Raw genomic sequence first — 20,475 nt, forward strand, 5'->3', positions numbered from 1 at the left:
AAATATCTGTTATTAAATTGTATAAATCTAAAAAGATTCAAATTTTTAAGATAAAATGATTGAAGAAGTTTTATTTTAGGCTATTTTATAATATCCCTGCTGAGGTTCGAATATTATACCCTTCCTCTTTAGGATTTTTACAATTTCTTCAGCCTTTTCTTCACTCATATTATATCTATCGGACATTTCAGTTATAAGTATGTTTTTTGGTGTTCTTCCACCGTACTCTTCACTGAGTTCACCGATGATTTCGGTCACAAGACGGATTTTATCCCTGTCAGATTTTGCAGGACGACCTTCAACCTTGTCAATATCAAGTTTTCCAGTTTCAGGATCGTAACCCACCTGTTTCATACATTTCTGTTGAATGGTGATGGCTCGTTGGGCATCGGCCTTCGTTACCTCGGTTCCAAGTCTGATCCTGGAACTGGCTTCAGAAAGTCTGATCAAAGCTTCAAGCTGCCTTGCAGTTATTGGAACTGGAGAATCATCTTCTGCAGCTCCTCCCCTCATTCCCACGTAAAATTCTTGGAGAACTGTAATTGCATCTGCTGTGAGTTTAGGACTCACTTCCCTTCTTGCATAAGCAATGTACTTCCTCAATAATTCCGGTTCTATCTCAAATGGTATTGAAGTGTCCTTGTGTATTCTCAGAATATGTGCTGCCAGTTTAGTGTCCCTTTCCACATCAGGTTTATCTTCGACTACAAATATCAGATCGAAACGTGACAGAATCGGGGATGGTAGATCGATCTGTTCACCTATGGATTTGTACTGATCAAATCTTCCAAATTTAGGGTTAGCTGCTGCAAGAACAGAACAACGGGAGTTTAATGTTGCCATAATACCTGCCTTGGCTATTGAAATGGTATTATGAAGTACGAGTCCATGTGATGCGAATAAATGTTGAGGTTCAACTGTGATGTCGTATACCCACTTGGAATCATTGTTTTCAATTTTTTCCACATTTTTAACCGTGAGAAATCTCACATTTCCTTGAACGTATTTTTTTACATGACTTAATTTTTTATTTAGTTTATCGAGTCGTGTATTTGCTTTGTTAAACAATATTTTAGTTGTTTCTTCATGACCATTAGTTAATAAATTTCTCAAGCTTGTATGTGGAATATCCAAGTCTTTTGAAAGTTCACTCACCCTGTAAATTTTCTCGGCACTGTTAATTTCATTATTTTCTAAACCAACCTTTATTTCGTTTAGAAGAGTTTCAGCTTCGTTAACATATCTATTTAAAGTTAATCTATGTGCATTCTGCTTTCTTTTTATGTTGTTTCGAAGCTTCCCATCACAAATTCTGAGCCCTTTAAGGATGTCGTAAAGATCTACAATAATGTCGTGGGGAATTATGTCCCTATCGTTTTTCTTATTTCCAGAAGTATTTATTATGTCTTTAATTCTATCCATGCGGTGATCATCGGGGACAATATCCGCAAATCTTTCCATATTAGCTTTTCCACTCAAAGTAACCTTATAATATATTCCTTCTTCCCGTTCTTCTTTGAAAATATAAGAATATATTCCTAACATTAGAAGCATATCTTGTAAATCTTCAGCCATTTTTATTGAAGATGTTGAGTACCCGATTCTTAATTTATCTACAAACCCATCTCCCTTGAAGTATGAATTTAGAAATGCTTTTTTATTAATATTTGAGCTCATCAAGACTTTATTTGGAATTCTTTTCATCCTTGCAGGTCTTAAACCTTCTTCTCTTAAAAACACTTCTGGAAATTCATTTTCCATTTCATTGTAAAATGATTTAGAATTAATTCTGACAGTAAAAAGGTCTTTACACCCTTCTTTTTCTCGTTTAGAAACAATATATCCTATGTCGCCATTTTCTGCAATATTTTTGAACTCTTCTATCAGATTTTCATCTGTATTGCTGAATCCAATCTCATAAACTCCATTATCTTCATTCTTGTAAGAATGCCCTTCAGAAAGCAAAAATCCTAAAAATGATGCGGTGTTTGAGCTTATATCATCATTCACAGAAGTAATATATTCATTAACACCCAATACTATGTCATTTTCCTTAAGTTCTTCTGCATTCACAGCTTCAACATTTTTATCCCATTTTAAAACTGGATGTTCTGGTGTAACGGTAACAGTCCTACCATTGCTAAATACAATTTCTACAAGGTTGGAGGGGGCTTTATGTCTGCTTATTCTATCGGCTTTAACATTTATAAGGCCTAATTTTTCTAGATCGTAGGCCATAACCTCGAGATCATCCACCTCTAAAATTTCAGTATCCTTTCCTAAGATAACTTCATTCTGATTATTTTGGATATGTTCGTCTACGAATTCACCGATTTTAACCTTTTTACCATTTCCCAATAAAATTTCAAAGTCCTTATGATAACTTTGCTGCTCGAGTGCCTCGTGAATAGCCGAACGGTCCTCTGAACGCATCTTATCCAGCTCATCAACACATACATTACCCCTATCTCCTAAAACAAGAGCACCTGCTTCGAGTGACCACCCTCCAAATTCGTCACGAACAGCTGCAGCAGTCAATCCAACACCACTCGTACCTTTACCGCTGGTGTAAATACCTCTGGGTGCTAGTTTGGATACGTACTTAAGCATCTGAGATTTACCAATACCAGGGTCTCCAACAATCAAGATATGGATATCTCCCCTTATCCTGGTTTTATCCTCCAGTTCCTTAGGAGAACCACCGAATAATTGAAGGGCAATGGCTTCTTTGACTTCTCTATAACCTTGAATTGAAGGTGCTGTTGAACTTATGATCTTGTTGTAAACATCAGGATCAGCTGCAAGCCTCTTTATTTCCTCTTCATCCTCTTCACTAATTTTAAGCTCTTCAAATTCCTTTTCAAGAGGTTCTATGTAGTTGCAGTAAATATAATTCTTGAACCGCTTGGTTTTTTCATCCCTCACAGTCTTCATTATACCGGTAATCTTTACGATGTCTCCAGGAGTGAGTGAGTCAACCAAATCGTCTTCCATAACAACTGATATCTGTTTTGGTTCTTCACCACCAGATAAATTTTCAAGGGGTTCCTGTAATTTGGTGGTTTGTGTATCCATGAACTCTGATTCTTCCTGTAACAATCTGAAGGATCTACCGCCACAGTCCTGACAGAGTGCAGGTTCACTTATTAGATTACTTGTCTGGGGAACTTCCTGAAGTCTCATACAACTTCTACATTCAAAAAGGGCGTTTATTATCCTTGGACGGATCTCATCTGTTTTACGAATAATTCCGTCAACAGCCACAAACTTCCCGATGTATTTACTTCTCAAGAATCTAAGCTGAATGTTGTTACGAATAGCCTCAAATCTAATGTTAAGTTCTGCATTTTTACCGAGGGGGTCAATATTTTTTATTGCCTTTTGAGAGGCTTTTATTACTTCCTCTGGTTTTTCTATGAGAAGATCTGCGAGATCTGGGTCGAACATTTCCAGCTCTGAATAACTGACAACCACGGATCTTTCGTCTGGATACTTTTCTAGGGCTTCAAAGATAGTATCTTTGTATTTGGTACTGAAAAACTCTTCAAATTTTGCTACTGATGGTTTGGACTTTTCTGTGGATGAAGTTGCTTCCATTTATACTCCTCAAATTATTATAAAAAATCAACTATGATACTATTTATCGATGATACATCGATGTTACTGATATGGTTTAAATTTTTCTAGAAGTAGTAATTTTTTCTAGTGATCATTAAATATTAAGTTAATATATACGATACTCAATAATTTATTTATTGCAGTAAATTAATTGATAGAAATTGGTAATAGTTCCTGTCTTGGATAAATTTAATAAAACAGATGAACTATCTAATAAATGGTGAAAAAAATGAAGAGATCCAGATTAAATTTATTTAAAGCTACTTCCATGAGCATCTCTGTTCTTGGTATTATCTTAATCATTGCAACTTTAGTACTCTTCGCTTATATTGGAATTAGTTCCCTTACATCTTCAATCACAACTGATGTGGGTAGTGGTTCTGCTTACGATCAGCTTGCTGTTCTTAAATCAGATTATAATACTTTAAATGATCAGTTTACAAGTGTCCAGCAATCTGTTGATACTTCAAACAATAAAAATGCTAAAACAGCATTTATAAATGCTAAATTGGAGCTTGTTAAGGCAAATTCTGATATAAATGATGTCGAAAGTGCTTTGTCAGCAGGAAAATCTAAGGATGAGGTGACACAAAGAATAAACGCTGCTCAGTCCCAGTTAAACACTGCAAGATCTAGTTTGGCAAGTGTGAAAGGAATGTTATGATCCCTTATTAGGGGATTATATCTGTTTTACTATTTCCTTAGAACATCCTTCTGAAACCTTTTGCAACAACGTACATTTCAACACTAGCCTTCCTTGATGAAGGAGGTTTTGTTGTTTTTACTACTTTGAATCGTTCTTTAATGTTCTTTATTATATTGTCGTATTCTACACCTTGAAATACCTTCAAAACAAAATTTCCACCCTGCATAAGCACATGATCACAGACTGTCAATGCATTGTCAGCTAGATCAGTAGATCTTATGGTGTCAATATCTTTTATCCCAGTTAATTTTGGGGCTGCATCTGATATTACTACTTGAGCAGTTCCATTGATCAAATCTTTCACTTCTTTTAAGGTTTCATCCTTGGTGAAATCACCTCTGACTGTGTGGAAATTTTCTTCATCTAACGGTCTTATCCATTCCAGATCCACCCCTACTACGGTGCCTTCTTCTCCAACAGCTTCAAGAGCTATCTGTGACCAGCCTCCTGGTGCTGCGCCCAAATCAACTACCTTGTCTGCTGCTTTGATTACTTTGAAACGTTTGTTGAGCTGTTGAAGTTTGTAGGATGCCCTGGATCTGTAGTTCTGTTTTTTAGCCATTTTGTAATAATGTTCTGTTTTCCTTTCGCTGTTCCATTTTTTTCCCATAATTAAATCCTCCCTTTGTAATTTAGGGATTTACATGTGGAATCACCAAGTTTAATTATCTGTGCATTTAGATCGTTTTTCTCCACATCAACTAACATAACAGTTGGATCTGACATTCTGGGAACTGTTGGACTTCCTGGATTTAAAAGCACCAAATTTTCCAGTTCTTTTATAAAAGGTGTATGGGTGTGTCCAGTTACCAAAACATCGACCCCCATTTCCATCCCAATATATTTCAACTGTTGTGTATCACCACGTGGATAAACTTCACCATGATCCAATCCAATTGTGAAGTTTTCCACTGTTATTACTTCCCTTTTTGGAATTTTTAGTCCATACATCCTGTCCATGTTGCCCTGTACACAGATTGTGGGGGCAACTTCCTCCAGCTCTTCAAGAACGTCCCTTGAAACTAGATCTCCTGCATGCATAATCATTTCAACACCTTTGAAAACTTCTAAAACTTTTTCTGGTATTTTGTTTGCTCTTTCAGGGATGTGTGTGTCTGATATTAAACCAATTAACATGATACTTTCCTCATATCATTAAATTCAATTTTTTTTATTTTTTTTTTTTTACATCCACATTATCTGTGTTTAATAGCTAAAGTAGATTTGAATTAAAAAAAATTAGTTCAATTTAATTCATATTATTATAATGAAAATATTTTTGAATTAAGTTGTAAGTAGAACTTATTTAATTTAGTTTTAGATTTTTTGGGTATATTATATATATGTCCTAATTTTTATAATAATAGAAAGTCCAATTGATCTGATCATAAAGGGAAAATGGAATAATTTTTAGATGTATAATTATAATGGGTCTTGATCGAGTGGGGTCATGATCTGAGTTCATTGTTATTGTTAGTTAAACAGGCTTGTGAGTGATATAATGCATGAAGTTATAATATGTGAGAAACCCAAAGCTTCTGAGAAGATTGCTTCGGCTCTTTCAAAAAATTCGACCAAAAAAAAGTATAAAAAAGTTTCTTACTACGAATTTGAAGAAAATGGAAATAAAACAACTGTTTTAACTGCAGTAGGTCATTTATATTCACTTGCTCCTAAAAATAAGAATAAGGGACGATTATTTGATGTTGAATGGGTTCCCTTATACGCTAAAGACAAGAAAAAGAAATATGTTAAGGATTATGTCGATGCTATTAAGAAATTCTCAAAGAATGCAGACAGATTTGTGCATGCATGCGATTACGATATAGAAGGGACCCTGATAGGGTACAACGCATTGAAATATGCCTGTGGAGAGAACAGTCTCGATAATGCTGTTAGAATGAAATTCTCGACACTGACAAATGAAGATATAACAGCAGCATATGAAAAACCATTGAACATTGATTTTAATCAGGTGGACAGTGGAATTGCCAGACATGTTCTGGATTTTCTCTTCGGTGTTAATATCTCCAAATCACTCACAGAATCTGTTATGGAGACAACTAAACGTTACATTCAACTTTCAGCCGGCCGAGTACAAACACCAACACTCGCCATACTCGTGGAAAGGGAGAAGGAGATCCAGAAATTTATACCAGAACCTTACTGGATGATCAAAGCAGATCTCGATGTTCCTGGAATAGATGAGTTGGTTACAGCAGATCATAAGGCTGGAAAGATATTCGACAAAAATGTTGCCGACGAAATATTTGCAGACTGTGATGGGAAGAATGCAGTTGTTGATGGTATAGATGTTAGGGAAACTGTCAAGGCACCCCCTTTCCCATTCGATCTAGGATCACTCCAGTCTGAAGCCTATGCAGTGTTTGGGTTCAGTCCTAAAAAAACCCAGCAAATTGCTCAAAATCTCTATACAGAGGGTTTCACATCATATCCACGTACATCTTCCCAGAAACTTCCCAAGAGTATTGGTGTGGATAAAATTCTCAAAAAACTCAGTTACAGTGGTTCATTTAGAAATCAGATAGCCAAACTGAAAAAACCTTACAAACCAAATGAGGGTAAGAAAACCGATGCAGCACACCCTGCAATTCACCCAACTGGTGTCATTCCTAAGGAATTATCTACGGATGACAGAAAGCTCTACGAACTTATCACCTACAGATTCATTTCAGTATTTGGAGAGAATGGATTGCTAGAATCCATGAAAACAAGTCTGAAAATAGGTGATCAAGACTTCAGCTTTTCAAGAAAAAGAATGGCAAAGCTGGGTTGGATGGAGTTAACTCCCTTTAAAAAGGCAGAAAATGACAGTTTCCCCACCATAAGTAAGGATGATGAATTGCTTGTGGAAGCTGTTAGGAGTGAAGAGAAGGAAACCAAACCACCAGCAAGATACAATCAAGCTTCACTCATACGAGAATTGGAAAAAAGAGGTCTTGGAACTAAATCCACACGTGCAAACATTATATCCATTCTTTACGACCGTAAATTTGTGGAAGGTAAAAAGATTAAGGTAAACGAACTTGGAGAACATCTCATAGACACTTTGAAGGAGTACTCAAATAAAATAACCAGCGAAGAAATGACAAGGGAATTTGAAACACGGCTTGAAGATATCATTGAAGGCTCTGTAAATAAGGACAACATCATCGAAGAGGCTAAGATTGAACTCACTTCCATACTGGATGATATAGATAAGAACAAGGCTGTGATTGGTGAACAACTTTACAAATCCTACAGGGAAAGCAGGGTAGTTGGTAAATGTAAATGTGGAGGTAATTTAGTACTAATCGATTCTCCAAGGAGTAACAGTTTTGTTGGTTGCTCAGGGTATCCAGAATGTAAATCTACATTTTCATTACCTAGGGGTGCCACAATACTCAAAACAACTTGTGAAGAGTGTGGCCTTCCAATGATCTCATTTGGAAAACCAAGACAAAGGGCTTGTTTAGATCCTAAATGCGGTAAAGATGGACAGGAACCATCAAATGAAATTGTGGGAGTATGTCCAGACTGTGGAAAAGATTTAATCAAACGTTCAGGACGTTACGGAGAATTTATAGGTTGTTCAGCGTTTCCTAAATGTAGATATACTCGGTCGTTGGACGAACCTGCACCCGAGGTTTCGGGAGTTCCAAATTCAACAAATAAGCCAATAAAGGCAGCTGCGAAAAAATCTGGTAAAACCGCTGTTAAAAAAGCAACCGCGAAAAAATCTGGTAAAACCGCTGTTAAAAAGGCAACTCCGAAAAAATCTTCCAGAAAGGTCACAAAAACCCGGAAGGTTTCTAAGAGATCATCATAAATTTTCCCCTAATTTTTTTTATTTCAGTGATCTAGTTTTTAATTTACAAGGTGGATCAACTATTTTAGGTAAATTGTATCCGGTGATTTACCATTCAACTAACACCTATTTTCACAGATTATAATATTATATTTCAAATTTATCCCTGAATAGTGGATGGATATTCTTACAATTCTAGATAAAATTTGATGAATATCTGAGAAATATCCATTTTTTTAGTTTATTTTTACGAAAAAATAAAAAGGTATAATAATTTAGTATACTAATGTGAAACAATAGAGAATTAAAAAAAAGTCATGGATCACAGGAGATAATATGAGTGCAAAAGATTTGATTAGCAAATACAAACCAATAATTATCATTCTTATATTGTTTTTCCTCGTGTTTTTCATAAGAGCTGAAGCGGCATCCATAAATGGTGTGCCAGATCAGATGAAAGCTTACTACGAGGATCAAAACGGACAACCCTACTTCAGTGAAATGGACTCCTACTACAATTTAAGGTTAACTGCGGATCTGCTTGATCATGGTTACCTTGGGGACACCAAGATCAACGGAACTCAATGGGACCTTCATTCATCATACCCATCGGGACAAAGTGCAGAGTATCCTCCTTTAATCTCAATCATAACTGTTGGGGCCTATAAACTTGCAAATGCATTTGCAAAAGTTCCACTAGCGGCGGTAGCCTTTTGGATGGGACCTATAGTCGGTTCATTAGCAGTTATACCTGCCTATTTACTAATAAGGCGTATTACAAATGATTATGGTGGTGTTGCAGCAGGATTACTGGTTGGTCTTGCTCCAGCATATTTCTCCCATACATTTGCAGGATTCTTTGATACAGACATGTTCAACATGTTGTTACCATTATTAGTGGTATACTTCTTTGTTTTAAGCATGCTTGCCAAGGATATCAAGAAAAAAACCATCTTCGGGGCATTATCAGCATTTTCAATGATGATATTCACGATGGCTTGGCAGGGATGGTGGTACATATTCTATATAATCATAGGATCGGCCGTAGTTTACCTTATACTCACCCAGTTTGTGTTCAAATTAGAACCAAAACCAATGGCTGGGAACTTCAAGGGAAATCTTCTGAGCAAATTTGCTTGGTTTAAAGACAAACCTGACCTTTACTCCCTGGTAGTGTTCATAGTTCTGAGTTTGTTACTCATGGGACTAGTCCTAGGTGTCTCTGGATTGGCATCAGCACTAACAGAACCAGTGAGTGTAAGCAAAATCCAATCAACAGTTGGATCATCGTCATACCCTAACGTTTATGTATCTGTTTCAGAACTTCAGATTCCAGGATTATCAGATATAATCAACGGTGTGGGCGGTTACTTGCCATTCATATTCGGAATTTTAGGTATTGTGGCATTAATTTGGAGATTCTTTACCATAGATAAAGTCAAAGAAGAAGAGCCTACAAGAAAAAGAAAGCCTAGAAGGAAGAGCAGATCTAAACGTAAGGAAGAAACTAAAGAAGTAGAACCTCCTGAAAAACCTGCAGTTAAGCTTGACATAGTCACGTTAAAGAGAAATTACATATTGTACACTGTGTTGTTTGGTGTATGGCTCGTAATTACAATTTACGCTATGACCAAAGGTGTTAGGTTCATTGAAAACTTCTCATTACCAATAACACTTACAGCAGGAATATTCGTGGGACTTCTATATTACTATGTGAAGGATCATGTGGAAAATGTTTCGTACCAAAAGGTCATAATGGCTGTTGTTTTAATAGCAGTAGCATTTTCACCAGTTGCATCAGCCTATTCCATATCCAATTCAGTGGTTCCGGGAACAGATGATTCAATGGTCAACTCCCTCTCGTACATCAAGAACAACACTCCAAACAACACTGTAATCACATCATGGTGGGACTACGGACATCTGTTTACAGATGTGGCGGACAGGGCCGCAACATTTGATGGGTCCTCTCAGAACAGTCCAAGAGCTTATTGGGTTGGCAAGGCACTGTTAACAGATAATGAAACATTATCTGCTGGAATTCTAAGAATGCTTGCATCTAGTGGTGATCTTGCTCCGCAAACTCTGGACAATTACACCAATAATTCTGGAAAGAGTGCTGATATCCTAAACGGTATACTGGGACTGAATAAAACTGATGCAATCACTGCAATGACTTCGCAGTATGGACTCACACAGGATCAGGCACAAACAATAGCACAGTACACACATCCAGATAACCCAACTCCACATGTGTTTATCACAAGTTCAGACATGGTTGGAAAAGCAGGATGGTGGTCTTACTTTGGAAGTTGGAACTTCACAAGCAACAACGGAACAAACTACCAGTACTTAGCTTCACAGCTTAACTCAACAACCATTAACAACAAAACACTTTACATTGGTGGCAACGCAGTTGTTGCCCAGCAAAATGGTACGAGTTACAGTGCAGGAATTATAGATACGAGTGCATTAACAACCAACGATACAAATACCATAGTAACGCAGATATCCAATGAATTAACCACAGGAAACGGATCTCTATTAATAGAGCCACACACACTGACAATAATAAACAGCAACAACATTACACAGCAAGTCGTTTCAAATTCAAGCCAGTACTCAATACTTCTGATTAACCAGAACAACACCCTCATAGGTGTTGCCATGAACAAAGAACTGGAAAATTCCATGTTCACAAGACTGTTCTTCGAGGGAGGAGCAGGTTTAACCCAGTTCAAAGCATTGTATGGTCAGCCAGGAGTAATGGTTTGGGGTGTGAGTTAAAACACCCCCCCCATTTTTTTTATTTTTAATTGAAACTGTCCCAATTAAAAACTGTATTAAGTGGAATGACATACAATTAATTTATAAAAAGCATGGCTCTCAAATTGAATCCATGGATTAACTTATTAATTAAATCGGATCAAAGAAGATATAGTACTAAATGAAATTTGATGATCATGAATACATTACAAAATACTGTTCTTGTCATCAATTAAATAAGTTAATTTCAGTTTATTATCATCTTAAACTAATTTTATGTGAGTTTTATGGCTATTGAAGATAGAATAAGAGAAATTGAAGAGGAGATCAAGAAAACTCCATACAACAAGGCAACTTCCCACCACGTAGGAAAGTTAAAAGCCAAAGTCTCCAAGCTTAAAGAAGATGCTCTAGCAAGGAGCAGTTCTGGAACTAAGGGCAAAGGTTTTCATGTCAAAAAGAGTGGTGATTCCACGGTTGTTCTTCTTGGATTTCCATCTGTGGGTAAATCAACAATATTGAACCAACTTACCAATGCAGAATCCAAAACAGGAGCTTACGAATTCACAACTCTGGACATAGTTCCTGGTGTGATGCACTACAGGGGAGCAAAAATACAGATCCTGGATATTCCTGGAATAATCACAGGAGCATCCAAGGGTAAAGGTAGGGGTAGGGAAATATTATCAGTGGCCCGTAACGCAGATTTCATACTCATGGTTCTGGACATTTTTAACCCACAACACATGAAAGTTATCTTAGACGAACTTAGAAATATAGGTATAAGGGCAAACGAACTACCTCCTGATGTTACAGTCAAACAAAACAAAATGGGTGGAATTAACCTTATTAACACAGTTCCCCTGACTAACATAGATGAAAAAACTATAAGATCTATTCTTAACGAGTACGGAATACACAGTGCAGATGTACTTATTAGGGAAGATGCCACCATCGATAGATTTGTAGATTCCATGGATCCAAGTTGTATCTACGTGCCTATGCTTGTGGTAATAAATAAAATCGATCTTGCAGATGAAAAGTACATCGAAGAACTAAAAACTAAAATGCCAGATGCAATGTTCATAGCAGCAGATAAAGGTATCAATGTCGATGAACTTAAAGACGAAATATTTGAAAGATTAAAATTAATACGCCTATATTTAAAGCCCCAAGGTAAAAAGGCAGATCTGGAAGAGCCCATGATAATCAGACAAGGTTCAACTGTTGGTGATGTTGCAGCAAAATTACACAGAGATTTTGTCAGAAACTTCCGACATGCCAAGGTTTGGGGATCTTCTGTTAAGTTTCCAGGACAGAAGGTTGGACTGGAACATGTTTTGAAGGATAAAGATATTTTAAGACTGATCATTAAAAAGTGATCCAGCCGACTCAAAAATGGCTGGATTTTTTTTGTAAGAAGAATTTTTATACAATAAAAGACAATAGTAGAATGGTGAAAAAATGAAACTGGATGATATAATTGTTTCAAAAGCGATAATTGAAGAATATATGCAAGATTTCCTTGATTACACAGACATGGATGTTGCTATTGGTGGGGGAGGTCCTGCAGGACTTACAGCAGGATATTATCTGGCTAAAGCAGGCTATAAAGTGGCTTTATTCGAAAAAAAGCTTTCCATGGGTGGTGGAATGTGGGGTGGCGGTATGATGTTCAACAAGATCGTTGTCCAAGAAGAAAGTAAACGAATCCTTGATGAGTTCGGAATAAAGACCAAGGAGTACAGTGAAGGTTACTTTGTTGCAGATTCAATTGAATGCGTATCCACAATATGTTCAAAGGCAGTTCAGGCAGGATTAAAGATCTTCAACCTCATGGCAATAGAAGACGTGATGATGAAGGACAAGGGTGTTGAAGGGGTTGTACTCAACTGGGCAGCAGTTCAAATGGGAGGATTACACGTAGATCCATTAACAGTAAGATCCAAAGCAGTAATAGATGCAACAGGACATCCATGTGAAGTTGTTAAAATTCTTGAAAACAAGATGGAAGTCGAATTAGAAACTGAAACCGGCAAGATCATGGGTGAAAAATCCATGTGGGCAGATAAAGCAGAAAGTTTAGTTGTTGACAACACAACAGAGGTTTACCCTGGACTTTACGTGACAGGAATGGCTGCAAATGCGGTCCATGGATCTCCAAGGATGGGTCCAATATTTGGTGGTATGCTCTTATCAGGAGAAAGGGTTGCCGAGGTCATTATAGAAAAATTTGATAAATGATCAAATGTCAGTCATCTTAATCACAGGAACACCTGGAACAGGGAAAACCACAGTATCAAAGCTGCTTTCCCAAAAACTTTCCATTCCACTGGTTGCAGTAAACGATCTAGTTGAAGAGAAACACCTTTACCATGGGTACGATCCAGAAAAGGGATACAAAGAAGTAGATATGGAAGATCTTTGCCATGAACTGGAAACTATTATAATAAATTTCCAGAAGGATGGCCTCATCATTGAGGGACATCTTGCACATTTTTTAGAAAATTCCGATCTAATAGACTGTGTAGTGGTTTTAAGGGCAAGACCTGATATTCTTATAAAACGTCTCTCCAAACGAAATTGGCCAGAATCTAAAGTAAATGAAAATGTTGAGGCTGAAGCCCTAGATATCTGTACATTTGAAGCCGTGGAAAACCATGTAAACAAGGTTAACGAAGTAGATACAACAGATTTAGAAGTTGAAGATGTTGTTGATCTGATAATTAAAATTGTTAATGGGGAAAAACATATTCCTCCAGGGGATGTGAATTTTTTAGAGTACATGTACAAGAGTTAGATGTTTTCTTGTTTGCAGTTGATGAAATGATAATTTATCAGTACTTTTACCAGTTTTTATTATCATGAAGTTTAGATGGGAAAGCTTTTTAAATGGTAAGGTGAATAAACTATAATATTATTCTTAAGTTACAGTTCTAAATTTTAAGGGATCTACTCCTTAAGGATTCAAAACCCTATGAGCTAAGTTTTTAAGATTAATAGTTCTATATTCTGGTAACTTTAGTTTACCATGAGAGGTTAAACTTTGAGAAGGGGAAGAAGACCGAAATGGATTTTAAAAATAGCTGAAGAGAGAATAAACATACTTTTTAGCCGGGCAGATGAGGAATTTAACCAACATCCTGAAAGGTCTCACCGTTACGTTGAGATGGCCCGAAACATAGCAAAGAAGTACAACCTCAAGCTACCAGACAAATGGAACAGAAGGTTCTGCCACAGCTGCCATCAATTCCTGAAACCCGGATTGAACTGCAGAGTAAGATTAATAAATTCAAGCGTTGTAATCAAATGCCTTGACTGTGGACATGTTGCCAGAATTCCCTACATAACTGAAAAAAAAGAAAGAAGGAGGAGGAAAATTGAACATTACAACGCCTCCAAAAAAGGAACTGATGAACAGATCACTTTCAACCATCACAATTAACATAGGAAAATCCAAAATAAATGACAATGTCATCGATGAAATTAAAAGGCAACTCAAAGAAAATGAAGTTGTAAAACTTAGATTTTCAAAAGGTATATCTGCAGAGAAACAAAACTATATTACCGAGATCATTGAAAAATCTAATTCTAAACTTATTGATTTTAGAGGTAACGTTGCTGTAATATTCAAACAAAGAAGAGGTAAATAGGAGGATAAATATGACTACAATTTACGATGTGCCTGCTGATTCGCTGATCAGCGAAGTGGCAAAGGAGCTAAACGAAAATAAAAGTATAAACACGCCAGAATGGGCGACCTTTGTTAAAACAGGTGTCCATAAAGAAAGAAGACCCGACAACCCTGACTGGTGGTACGTAAGATGTGCTTCCGTGTTAAGAAAAGTCTACATGGATGGCCCAGTTGGAGTAAACAGTCTTAAAACCTACTACGGTGGAAAAAAAGACAGAGGCACCAGCCCTGAAAAATTTAAGAAAGGCAGTGGTGCAGTCATAAGAGGTGCTTTACATCAGCTTGAAGATGCAGGTTACATAAGAAAAGTTGGTGAAGGAAGATTAGTTACCCCAGAAGGAAAATCATTCCTAGATAAAACATCCCACAAAATTATAAAAGACATTCCAGAACTTTCCAAGTATTAAGGAGGTCTTAAATGACTGACATCGAAGAAATTCGGCGCAGAAGAATGCAAGAGCTTCAGCAACAGCAAGCTCAACAAGCTCAAAACCAATCTTCACAGGCTGAATCACAAGAACAGATGCGCAGGGAAGTTGAAGCCCAGAAAAGACAGGCCATGATGCAGTTATTAACACCTGAGGCTAGGGCAAGACTCACTAACATCAGGCTCACAAAACCTGAATTTGTGGACCAGATCGAGTTACAGTTAATTCAGCTTGCGCAGATGGGTAGGGTGCAAAACAAAATTACAGATGATCAGCTCAAAGAACTTCTCAGAAAACTTGCTGGTCAGAAGAGAGAGATCAATATTACCCGAAGATAAAACGAAGATGTTGGAATAAATGAAGGCTTGTGTACTTTACAGTGGAGGAAAAGATAGTTCTTTGATGGCATTTATCCTCAATAAATTAGGATACGATGTCGAACTCGTAACTGTAAATTATGGAATCTATCCTTCATGGAAACCTGCAGCAGAGTCTGCATCAAATCTAAACTTCAATCACAGGGTGATGAATGCAGATTCTGATACCATGAGATCTGCAGTTCAAACGATCTTAAGTGATGGGTTTCCAAACAACGGTATAAATCAGCTGCACAAATATGCATTGGAATTAGTTGCCAAGGAATATGATGTTGTTGCAGATGGAACCAGACGGGATGATAGAATACCAAAACTCAACATGAATGAAGTTCGGAGTTTTGAAGATAGAAACAACGTTGAATATATCAACCTGGGAGGATTTGGTCATAAATCCATGAATCATCTTTCAAAAACTCTATTCGAGGTAAAAAAAGAATTAACCAACATGGATAATAATTCTGACTATGAAATAGAGATAAGAACTCTTATCTCAGAAATTGAAGGCGACAGTGCAGCCTTAAAAATATTCCCAGAACATTTACAATCAAGAGTAATAGGATGGAGAAAAAATGAGTAGAAATAAACCATGCGCTAAGAAATTAAGACTTTCTAAGGCCACAAAACAAAACAGACGCGTACCATTATGGGTAATGCTTAAAACATCAAGAAAAGTCCGAACTCATCCTAAGATGAGACAATGGAGAAGAAGTAAGGTCAAAGCATAGGTGATTTAAATGGAAAGAGTTTACGTTATCCCATTAAGGGATGTTAAAAGGGTGCCAAGGACCATCCGGTCTCCAAAAGCAATTAGAATAGTCAGAGAGTTCATGCAAAGACACATGAAATCTGATGATATTGTAATTGACTCTGCAGTTAACGAGAAAATTTGGGAGAGGGGAATTCAGAAGGTACCACCAAAAATTAAGGTAAAGGCAACAAAGGAAGAGGATGGATCTGTCTTAGTCACCTTAGTTGAATAGGTGAGTGAGTAAATGATTAGAAGGATCAACATGGATGGAAGCCCAAATTTGGGTGTTTCAATATCTGTTTCCGATAAAATTGCCATTGCTCCACCCAATATGTTGGACAGTATGGAGGATCTAATAAACGAAGCCTTAGGTGTTGAAGTTATTAGAACTCCAATTTGTGGTAGTAACCTTACAGGAGCATTGACCTGTGGAAATTCCAAAGGTTTCATTGTTTCCAAGTACGCATTTGACAAAGAATTAGAAGTATTCAAAGAAAAAGGCGTTGAGGTTGCTAGAATTCCTGATAAGCTAACAGCAGTGGGTAACATTGTTTTAGCAAATGATTCAGGAGCCCTTGTACATCCCCTAATATCTGATAAGGCCATTGAACTAATATCAGATGTATTGGATGTGGAAGTCAAACGTGGAAGCATAGCAAATTATAAAATTACAGGATCCGTGGCAAACGCAACAAACAAGGGAGTTTTGGTACATCCAGCAACACTAGAAGATGAACTGAAAGATCTTGAAGAATTTTTCAAGGTCCCTGTTGATGTTGGAACAGTTAACAACGGAACACAATTCGTAGGCTCCTGTTCAATTGCCAATTCAAATGGAGTTATGGTTGGTTTGGGTACCACAGGACCAGAACTTGCAAGAATAGAAGAAGCATTCGGTTTTCTTGAGGGATATTTATGAAGACAAAAGTATTTAAAATTCAGGGAAAATTTATGATGGGCCAAGGCCTTAAAAACTTCACAAAGGAATTAAAAGCCACAAGTGAAGACGATATTAAAGAAAAAATATATTCTGAGTTTGGAAGCAAACACAGGATAGGCAGAAATAAAATATTCATTGATGAAATCAAGGAGATCTCTGAAGAAGAGGCTCAAGATCCAATGATCAAAGCTTTGTCCAGCAGGTGATCTGTATGGAAGACAGACAAAGACTTGAAGCTTTGATGAATGAATTAAATACCTATCAGGGTCAAGCAGAAGTAATTCAGCAGCAGGTTGAAAATTTAAATGCATCCATAGCTGAACTTACAGTTGCATTAGACACCCTTGAAGTAGTTAAGGATGAAGATAAGGAAGAAACTCTGGTACCAATAGGTGCAGGATCCTTTCTAATAACAGAACTTAAAAATACTGACGAGGTCATCATTGGTCTTGGAGCAGGTGTGGCAGTAAAAAAGAAAATTGCCGATGCTAAAGAGACTATAGGAGAACAAAAAACCGAACTTGAAGAATTAAGAGACAAAATGACTTCTGATCTTCAAAAGATTTCGGATTACATACGTCAGAGAAGTCCTGAAGCAGAAGCTTTAATGCAGAAGGTTGAAGGAGAAGGTTCTGTTTAAATTATATTCCTTATTTTTAAATTTTTATCAACAAATAGGAGAGTGAAATCTCTTTGTTTGAATCACTGAAAAAAAAGTTCAAGGGTACCATAGGAAAGATTTCAGATAATGTGGCTTCAGAAGAAGAATTAGATGATTCTAACTCTTCAGCTGCAGATATTAAATCTAAAGATGAGACTGTTCCTAGTTCTGACTCATCTGAAAATAAATCTTCCAAAGCTGTTTCTAAGAATGATTTAACTGAATCTTCAAAGGATGTTTCTGAGACAGAATCATCTGAAACTGAAGCAGAATCTGATTCTAAAAAATCTGGTTTTATGGGATTTTTACGTGGTAACAAATCCTCAGAAAAGGAAGAATCTGAAGATTCAAAGCCTTCAAAAACATCTGAAACTGAAGAAATTTCAGCTGATGAAACAATCACTGAATCTGAAGAGAAACCGGAAGAAGATGATAAGTCTGGAATTTTATCGTTTGTGACCAATAAAACCATTTCTGAAAAGGACATAGAAGATATTCTTTTTGAACTTGAAATGTCACTTTTAGAGGGTGATGTTGCAATGGAAGTGGCAGAAACAATTATTACATCTGTCAAGACTGATCTGGTGGGGCAGAAGATCAGGCGAAGGAGTGATGTTGCAGAGTTTACTAGGGAAGCTCTTAAAAAAGCCATATCCGAAATTCTTGATATTCCCGGGAAGGATTTGACGTCACTATTGGAAGAAGCGAAAAAATCTGGAGAACCCCTGAAGATCATGTTCGTTGGTATAAATGGTACTGGTAAAACAACTACCATTGCAAAGATATCAACTTATTTCATAAACAAAGGTTACACACCAGTCATTGCAGCTTCAGATACCTTCAGAGCAGGTGCCATAGAACAATTGACTCATCATGCAGATAATCTTGATGTTAAAATAATCAAACACAAGAAGGGTGCAGACCCCGCTGCAGTTGCATTTGATGCTGTTGCCCATGCAAGGGCCAAGGGTAAAGAACTGGTTCTTGTGGATACTGCTGGAAGGATGCAGACCAACATTAACTTAATGGACGAGATGAAGAAGATAAAACGTGTCATTAAACCTGATCTTATCATATACGTTGGGGATGCTTTAACAGGCAATGATTCCGTAGAACAGGCCAAAAAGTTCAACGATGCAGTAACTGTGGATGGTATTATACTTACCAAGGCTGATGCAGATGCAAAGGGTGGAGCAGCATTATCCATTGGATACGTTATTCAGAAACCAATATTGTTCCTTGGAGTTGGTCAATCATATTCTGATATAATAGAATTTAAACCAGAATGGATGGTTGAACAAATTTTAGGGGAATGAAATTTCTATTTTTTTTAGTTTTAATGAAAAAAAAGATGATAGAATCTTAGTTTACGATTCTGTCGTTTATCTGGTCCTGATCCAATTTGATTATCAGGTAGTCGCCCATGGCTTCAATATCTTCATCTGATATCATGAGGTGTTTCTTGTTAAATGTGCCTCCTGTGGTTACCACGATGTTGTGAATGAGACAACCCTTTGGATCGATCATGAGATCAGATATTTTACCCACATCCATGCCTGTTTTGTTGAGGACTGTTTTTCCGATGAATTCGTTGTATCGGGTTCCTTTGCCTAGAAATTTTTCAATTTTATCTACTTTAACTTGTTCTTCAATTTCTTGTGTGTTAAGTTTTAACTGCAGGTAATCTCCAACTTCTGCAATATCATCGTCAACAACAACCAAGAATTTTTTATTTAAAGCAGAGCCAACTGATATGAAGACTTTATCTAATAGACATTGTTTAAATAAGACTGCAATTTCAGCTACTTTTCCGATTTCATTTGCTTCTTTATCTATTACTTTCATTCCAATAAATTCACTCGCTTTCATAACACCTTCTCCAGTTGAAATTGTTATTCTATGCAATATACCTATTAATTATGTTTTTTAGAATATAAAAAACTTTTTTTATTGAAAATTGGACGATTATCTTGTTCCGCAGTAAACAGCCCATCCATAATATTTCCAAACAATATCCAAGTCTTTAAAACCGGCTTCTTCCAGCCATTTAAGATGATTGGTTATTGGTGCAGGATAATCCTCTTTTTTACTCTGGGGAACCCATTTATCTTCAACCTCATCTTCAGAAACATTGTTTAACATGAATTCTTTCCATTTTTCCTTGTTAAGTTTCTGCATTCTCTCATTTGAACCAAGAACACTGTCTGAATTAATGAATATTCCACCCTCTTTGAGTATGTGGTAAATTTTGTGGTAGAATTTCTTTTTTTCGTCATCAGTTTTTATATGGTGCAGAGCCAGTGATGAAACAACCACATCATATTTCTCTTCAAATTCAAACTCATAAAAGTCTCCTGTATAATAATGAATATCGGTATAGCCTTCCAATTTGATCTTAGCCATTTCTATCATTTTCTCAGCAATATCGATACAGTCAATACTTGCGTGTTTAAATTTTTCTTTAATGGCTTTAGATACATTTCCGGTACCTGTTCCAAGATCTAAAACTTTAAATTCATCAGATACCTCTTGGGGTATGGTGAGGATCATCGAGTCTATCATCTGGGAATACATTGGAATCAACTTGACTATGGTGTCATCAAATTCCTTAGCTTCCTCTTCAAAATGTTCTTTTACATGTTCCAAATTGATTTCTCCTTCGATTTGATTGTACTTCAAAATATTATTCTTGGACTTTTATCTTTTGTTAAGCAATACAATTTATTTCA

General features: G+C 36.7%; 22 protein-coding genes. 17 read left to right on the top strand and 5 right to left on the bottom strand.

Annotation, left to right across the window (positions count from 1 at the left end; translation table 11 throughout):
- Window positions 1-75 precede the first annotated feature (75 nt).
- Window positions 76-3,597, bottom strand: coding sequence for an LAGLIDADG family homing endonuclease (locus tag METBO_RS02710; RefSeq protein WP_013644132.1), 3,522 nt, complete (start codon window positions 3,595-3,597; stop codon window positions 76-78).
- Window positions 3,598-3,847: 250 nt separating this feature from the next.
- On the opposite strand from METBO_RS02710, the gene METBO_RS02715 reads away from it, so the two are divergent.
- Window positions 3,848-4,282 (top strand): hypothetical protein, encoded by a 435-nt coding sequence (locus METBO_RS02715; RefSeq protein WP_048186324.1) that lies wholly within the window; start codon window positions 3,848-3,850, stop codon window positions 4,280-4,282.
- Between the two features lie 37 nt (window positions 4,283-4,319).
- On the opposite strand, the gene METBO_RS02720 is transcribed toward METBO_RS02715, so the two are convergent.
- Together METBO_RS02720 and METBO_RS02725 are read right to left on the bottom strand one after the other, a co-directional pair.
- Window positions 4,320-4,934 (bottom strand): RlmE family RNA methyltransferase, encoded by a 615-nt coding sequence (locus METBO_RS02720; RefSeq protein WP_013644134.1) that lies wholly within the window; start codon window positions 4,932-4,934, stop codon window positions 4,320-4,322.
- 2 nt (window positions 4,935-4,936) lie between these two features.
- Window positions 4,937-5,461, bottom strand: a complete 525-nt coding sequence (locus METBO_RS02725; protein ID WP_013644135.1) for a metallophosphoesterase — start codon at window positions 5,459-5,461, stop codon at window positions 4,937-4,939.
- Between the two features lie 364 nt (window positions 5,462-5,825).
- On the opposite strand from METBO_RS02725, the gene topA reads away from it, so the two are divergent.
- The 16 genes from topA (at window position 5,826) to ftsY (ending at window position 19,062) form a co-directional block, all read left to right on the top strand.
- Window positions 5,826-8,153, top strand: a complete 2,328-nt coding sequence (gene topA / locus METBO_RS02730; RefSeq protein ID WP_013644136.1) for a DNA topoisomerase I — start codon at window positions 5,826-5,828, stop codon at window positions 8,151-8,153.
- A gap of 315 nt (window positions 8,154-8,468) precedes the next feature.
- Entirely contained in the window at window positions 8,469-10,919 is a 2,451-nt protein-coding gene (locus METBO_RS02735) for an STT3 domain-containing protein (RefSeq protein WP_013644137.1), read from the top strand.
- A 266-nt stretch (window positions 10,920-11,185) separates the two neighbouring features.
- Window positions 11,186-12,280 carry an OBG GTPase family GTP-binding protein gene (locus tag METBO_RS02740; RefSeq protein ID WP_013644138.1) on the top strand — a complete coding sequence of 365 codons (1,095 nt, stop codon included), beginning with the start codon at window positions 11,186-11,188 and terminating at the stop codon, window positions 12,278-12,280.
- Between the two features lie 82 nt (window positions 12,281-12,362).
- A complete protein-coding gene (locus METBO_RS02745; protein ID WP_013644139.1) occupies window positions 12,363-13,142 on the top strand; it encodes a sulfide-dependent adenosine diphosphate thiazole synthase in 780 nt (259 codons plus the stop codon).
- Window positions 13,143-13,146: 4 nt separating this feature from the next.
- Window positions 13,147-13,698 (top strand): adenylate kinase family protein, encoded by a 552-nt coding sequence (locus METBO_RS02750; RefSeq protein ID WP_013644140.1) that lies wholly within the window; start codon window positions 13,147-13,149, stop codon window positions 13,696-13,698.
- 246 nt (window positions 13,699-13,944) lie between these two features.
- A complete protein-coding gene (locus tag METBO_RS02755) occupies window positions 13,945-14,343 on the top strand; it encodes a ribonuclease P protein component 4 (RefSeq protein ID WP_013644141.1) in 399 nt (132 codons plus the stop codon).
- A complete protein-coding gene (locus tag METBO_RS02760; RefSeq protein ID WP_048186326.1) occupies window positions 14,312-14,551 on the top strand; it encodes a YhbY family RNA-binding protein in 240 nt (79 codons plus the stop codon). The genes METBO_RS02755 and METBO_RS02760 overlap by 32 nt, the downstream gene beginning before the upstream one ends.
- A gap of 10 nt (window positions 14,552-14,561) precedes the next feature.
- Window positions 14,562-14,999: a 30S ribosomal protein S19e gene (locus tag METBO_RS02765; protein WP_013644143.1), complete on the top strand. Its 438-nt coding sequence runs from the start codon at window positions 14,562-14,564 to the stop codon at window positions 14,997-14,999.
- Between the two features lie 11 nt (window positions 15,000-15,010).
- Complete coding sequence (locus tag METBO_RS02770; RefSeq protein WP_013644144.1) at window positions 15,011-15,358, top strand: DNA-binding protein; 348 nt, start codon at window positions 15,011-15,013, stop codon at window positions 15,356-15,358.
- Window positions 15,359-15,377: 19 nt separating this feature from the next.
- On the top strand, window positions 15,378-15,974 hold the full coding sequence (locus METBO_RS02775; RefSeq protein WP_013644145.1) for a DUF7411 family protein: 597 nt from the start codon (window positions 15,378-15,380) through the stop codon (window positions 15,972-15,974).
- Window positions 15,967-16,122: a 50S ribosomal protein L39e gene (locus METBO_RS02780; RefSeq protein WP_013644146.1), complete on the top strand. Its 156-nt coding sequence runs from the start codon at window positions 15,967-15,969 to the stop codon at window positions 16,120-16,122. The genes METBO_RS02775 and METBO_RS02780 overlap by 8 nt, the downstream gene beginning before the upstream one ends.
- Window positions 16,123-16,131: 9 nt before the next feature.
- Window positions 16,132-16,377 (top strand): 50S ribosomal protein L31e, encoded by a 246-nt coding sequence (locus tag METBO_RS02785; protein ID WP_013644147.1) that lies wholly within the window; start codon window positions 16,132-16,134, stop codon window positions 16,375-16,377.
- 12 nt (window positions 16,378-16,389) lie between these two features.
- Window positions 16,390-17,064, top strand: a complete 675-nt coding sequence (locus METBO_RS02790; protein WP_013644148.1) for a translation initiation factor IF-6 — start codon at window positions 16,390-16,392, stop codon at window positions 17,062-17,064.
- Window positions 17,061-17,291, top strand: a complete 231-nt coding sequence (gene rpl18a / locus METBO_RS02795) for a 50S ribosomal protein L18Ae (RefSeq protein WP_013644149.1) — start codon at window positions 17,061-17,063, stop codon at window positions 17,289-17,291. The genes METBO_RS02790 and rpl18a overlap by 4 nt, the downstream gene beginning before the upstream one ends.
- A 5-nt stretch (window positions 17,292-17,296) precedes the next feature.
- Window positions 17,297-17,725 carry a prefoldin subunit alpha gene (gene pfdA / locus METBO_RS02800; protein ID WP_013644150.1) on the top strand — a complete coding sequence of 143 codons (429 nt, stop codon included), beginning with the start codon at window positions 17,297-17,299 and terminating at the stop codon, window positions 17,723-17,725.
- Window positions 17,726-17,778: 53 nt separating this feature from the next.
- A complete protein-coding gene (gene ftsY / locus METBO_RS02805) occupies window positions 17,779-19,062 on the top strand; it encodes a signal recognition particle-docking protein FtsY (RefSeq protein ID WP_013644151.1) in 1,284 nt (427 codons plus the stop codon).
- A gap of 46 nt (window positions 19,063-19,108) precedes the next feature.
- Here ftsY and METBO_RS02810 read toward each other — a convergent pair whose 3' ends face one another.
- Window positions 19,109-19,615, bottom strand: coding sequence for a PRC-barrel domain containing protein (locus tag METBO_RS02810; protein WP_013644152.1), 507 nt, complete (start codon window positions 19,613-19,615; stop codon window positions 19,109-19,111).
- A 96-nt stretch (window positions 19,616-19,711) separates the two neighbouring features.
- On the bottom strand, window positions 19,712-20,425 hold the full coding sequence (locus METBO_RS02815) for a class I SAM-dependent methyltransferase (RefSeq protein ID WP_227717237.1): 714 nt from the start codon (window positions 20,423-20,425) through the stop codon (window positions 19,712-19,714).
- Window positions 20,426-20,475: the final 50 nt, after the last annotated feature.

The sequence above is a fragment of the Methanobacterium lacus genome (assembly GCF_000191585.1).
Lineage (GTDB): Archaea > Methanobacteriota > Methanobacteria > Methanobacteriales > Methanobacteriaceae > Methanobacterium_B > Methanobacterium_B lacus.

What these genes read in the sequence shown, in the direction of transcription:
- METBO_RS02715 (WP_048186324.1), top strand. Translation starts at nt 3,848, where the DNA reads ATGAAGAGATCCAGATTAAATTTATTTAAAGCTACTTCCATGAGCATC.
- METBO_RS02740 (WP_013644138.1), top strand. Translation starts at nt 11,186, where the DNA reads ATGGCTATTGAAGATAGAATAAGAGAAATTGAAGAGGAGATCAAGAAA.
- METBO_RS02750 (WP_013644140.1), top strand. Translation starts at nt 13,147, where the DNA reads ATGTCAGTCATCTTAATCACAGGAACACCTGGAACAGGGAAAACCACA.
- pfdA (WP_013644150.1), top strand. Translation starts at nt 17,297, where the DNA reads ATGGAAGACAGACAAAGACTTGAAGCTTTGATGAATGAATTAAATACC.
- METBO_RS02775 (WP_013644145.1), top strand. Translation starts at nt 15,378, where the DNA reads ATGAAGGCTTGTGTACTTTACAGTGGAGGAAAAGATAGTTCTTTGATG.
- METBO_RS02745 (WP_013644139.1), top strand. Translation starts at nt 12,363, where the DNA reads ATGAAACTGGATGATATAATTGTTTCAAAAGCGATAATTGAAGAATAT.
- rpl18a (WP_013644149.1), top strand. Translation starts at nt 17,061, where the DNA reads ATGAAGACAAAAGTATTTAAAATTCAGGGAAAATTTATGATGGGCCAA.
- METBO_RS02790 (WP_013644148.1), top strand. Translation starts at nt 16,390, where the DNA reads ATGATTAGAAGGATCAACATGGATGGAAGCCCAAATTTGGGTGTTTCA.
- METBO_RS02785 (WP_013644147.1), top strand. Translation starts at nt 16,132, where the DNA reads ATGGAAAGAGTTTACGTTATCCCATTAAGGGATGTTAAAAGGGTGCCA.
- METBO_RS02760 (WP_048186326.1), top strand. Translation starts at nt 14,312, where the DNA reads ATGAACAGATCACTTTCAACCATCACAATTAACATAGGAAAATCCAAA.
- METBO_RS02810 (WP_013644152.1), bottom strand. Translation starts at nt 19,615, where the DNA reads ATGAAAGCGAGTGAATTTATTGGAATGAAAGTAATAGATAAAGAAGCA.
- METBO_RS02725 (WP_013644135.1), bottom strand. Translation starts at nt 5,461, where the DNA reads ATGTTAATTGGTTTAATATCAGACACACACATCCCTGAAAGAGCAAAC.
- METBO_RS02770 (WP_013644144.1), top strand. Translation starts at nt 15,011, where the DNA reads ATGACTGACATCGAAGAAATTCGGCGCAGAAGAATGCAAGAGCTTCAG.
- METBO_RS02720 (WP_013644134.1), bottom strand. Translation starts at nt 4,934, where the DNA reads ATGGGAAAAAAATGGAACAGCGAAAGGAAAACAGAACATTATTACAAA.
- METBO_RS02710 (WP_013644132.1), bottom strand. Translation starts at nt 3,597, where the DNA reads ATGGAAGCAACTTCATCCACAGAAAAGTCCAAACCATCAGTAGCAAAA.
- topA (WP_013644136.1), top strand. Translation starts at nt 5,826, where the DNA reads ATGCATGAAGTTATAATATGTGAGAAACCCAAAGCTTCTGAGAAGATT.
- METBO_RS02780 (WP_013644146.1), top strand. Translation starts at nt 15,967, where the DNA reads ATGAGTAGAAATAAACCATGCGCTAAGAAATTAAGACTTTCTAAGGCC.
- METBO_RS02765 (WP_013644143.1), top strand. Translation starts at nt 14,562, where the DNA reads ATGACTACAATTTACGATGTGCCTGCTGATTCGCTGATCAGCGAAGTG.
- METBO_RS02735 (WP_013644137.1), top strand. Translation starts at nt 8,469, where the DNA reads ATGAGTGCAAAAGATTTGATTAGCAAATACAAACCAATAATTATCATT.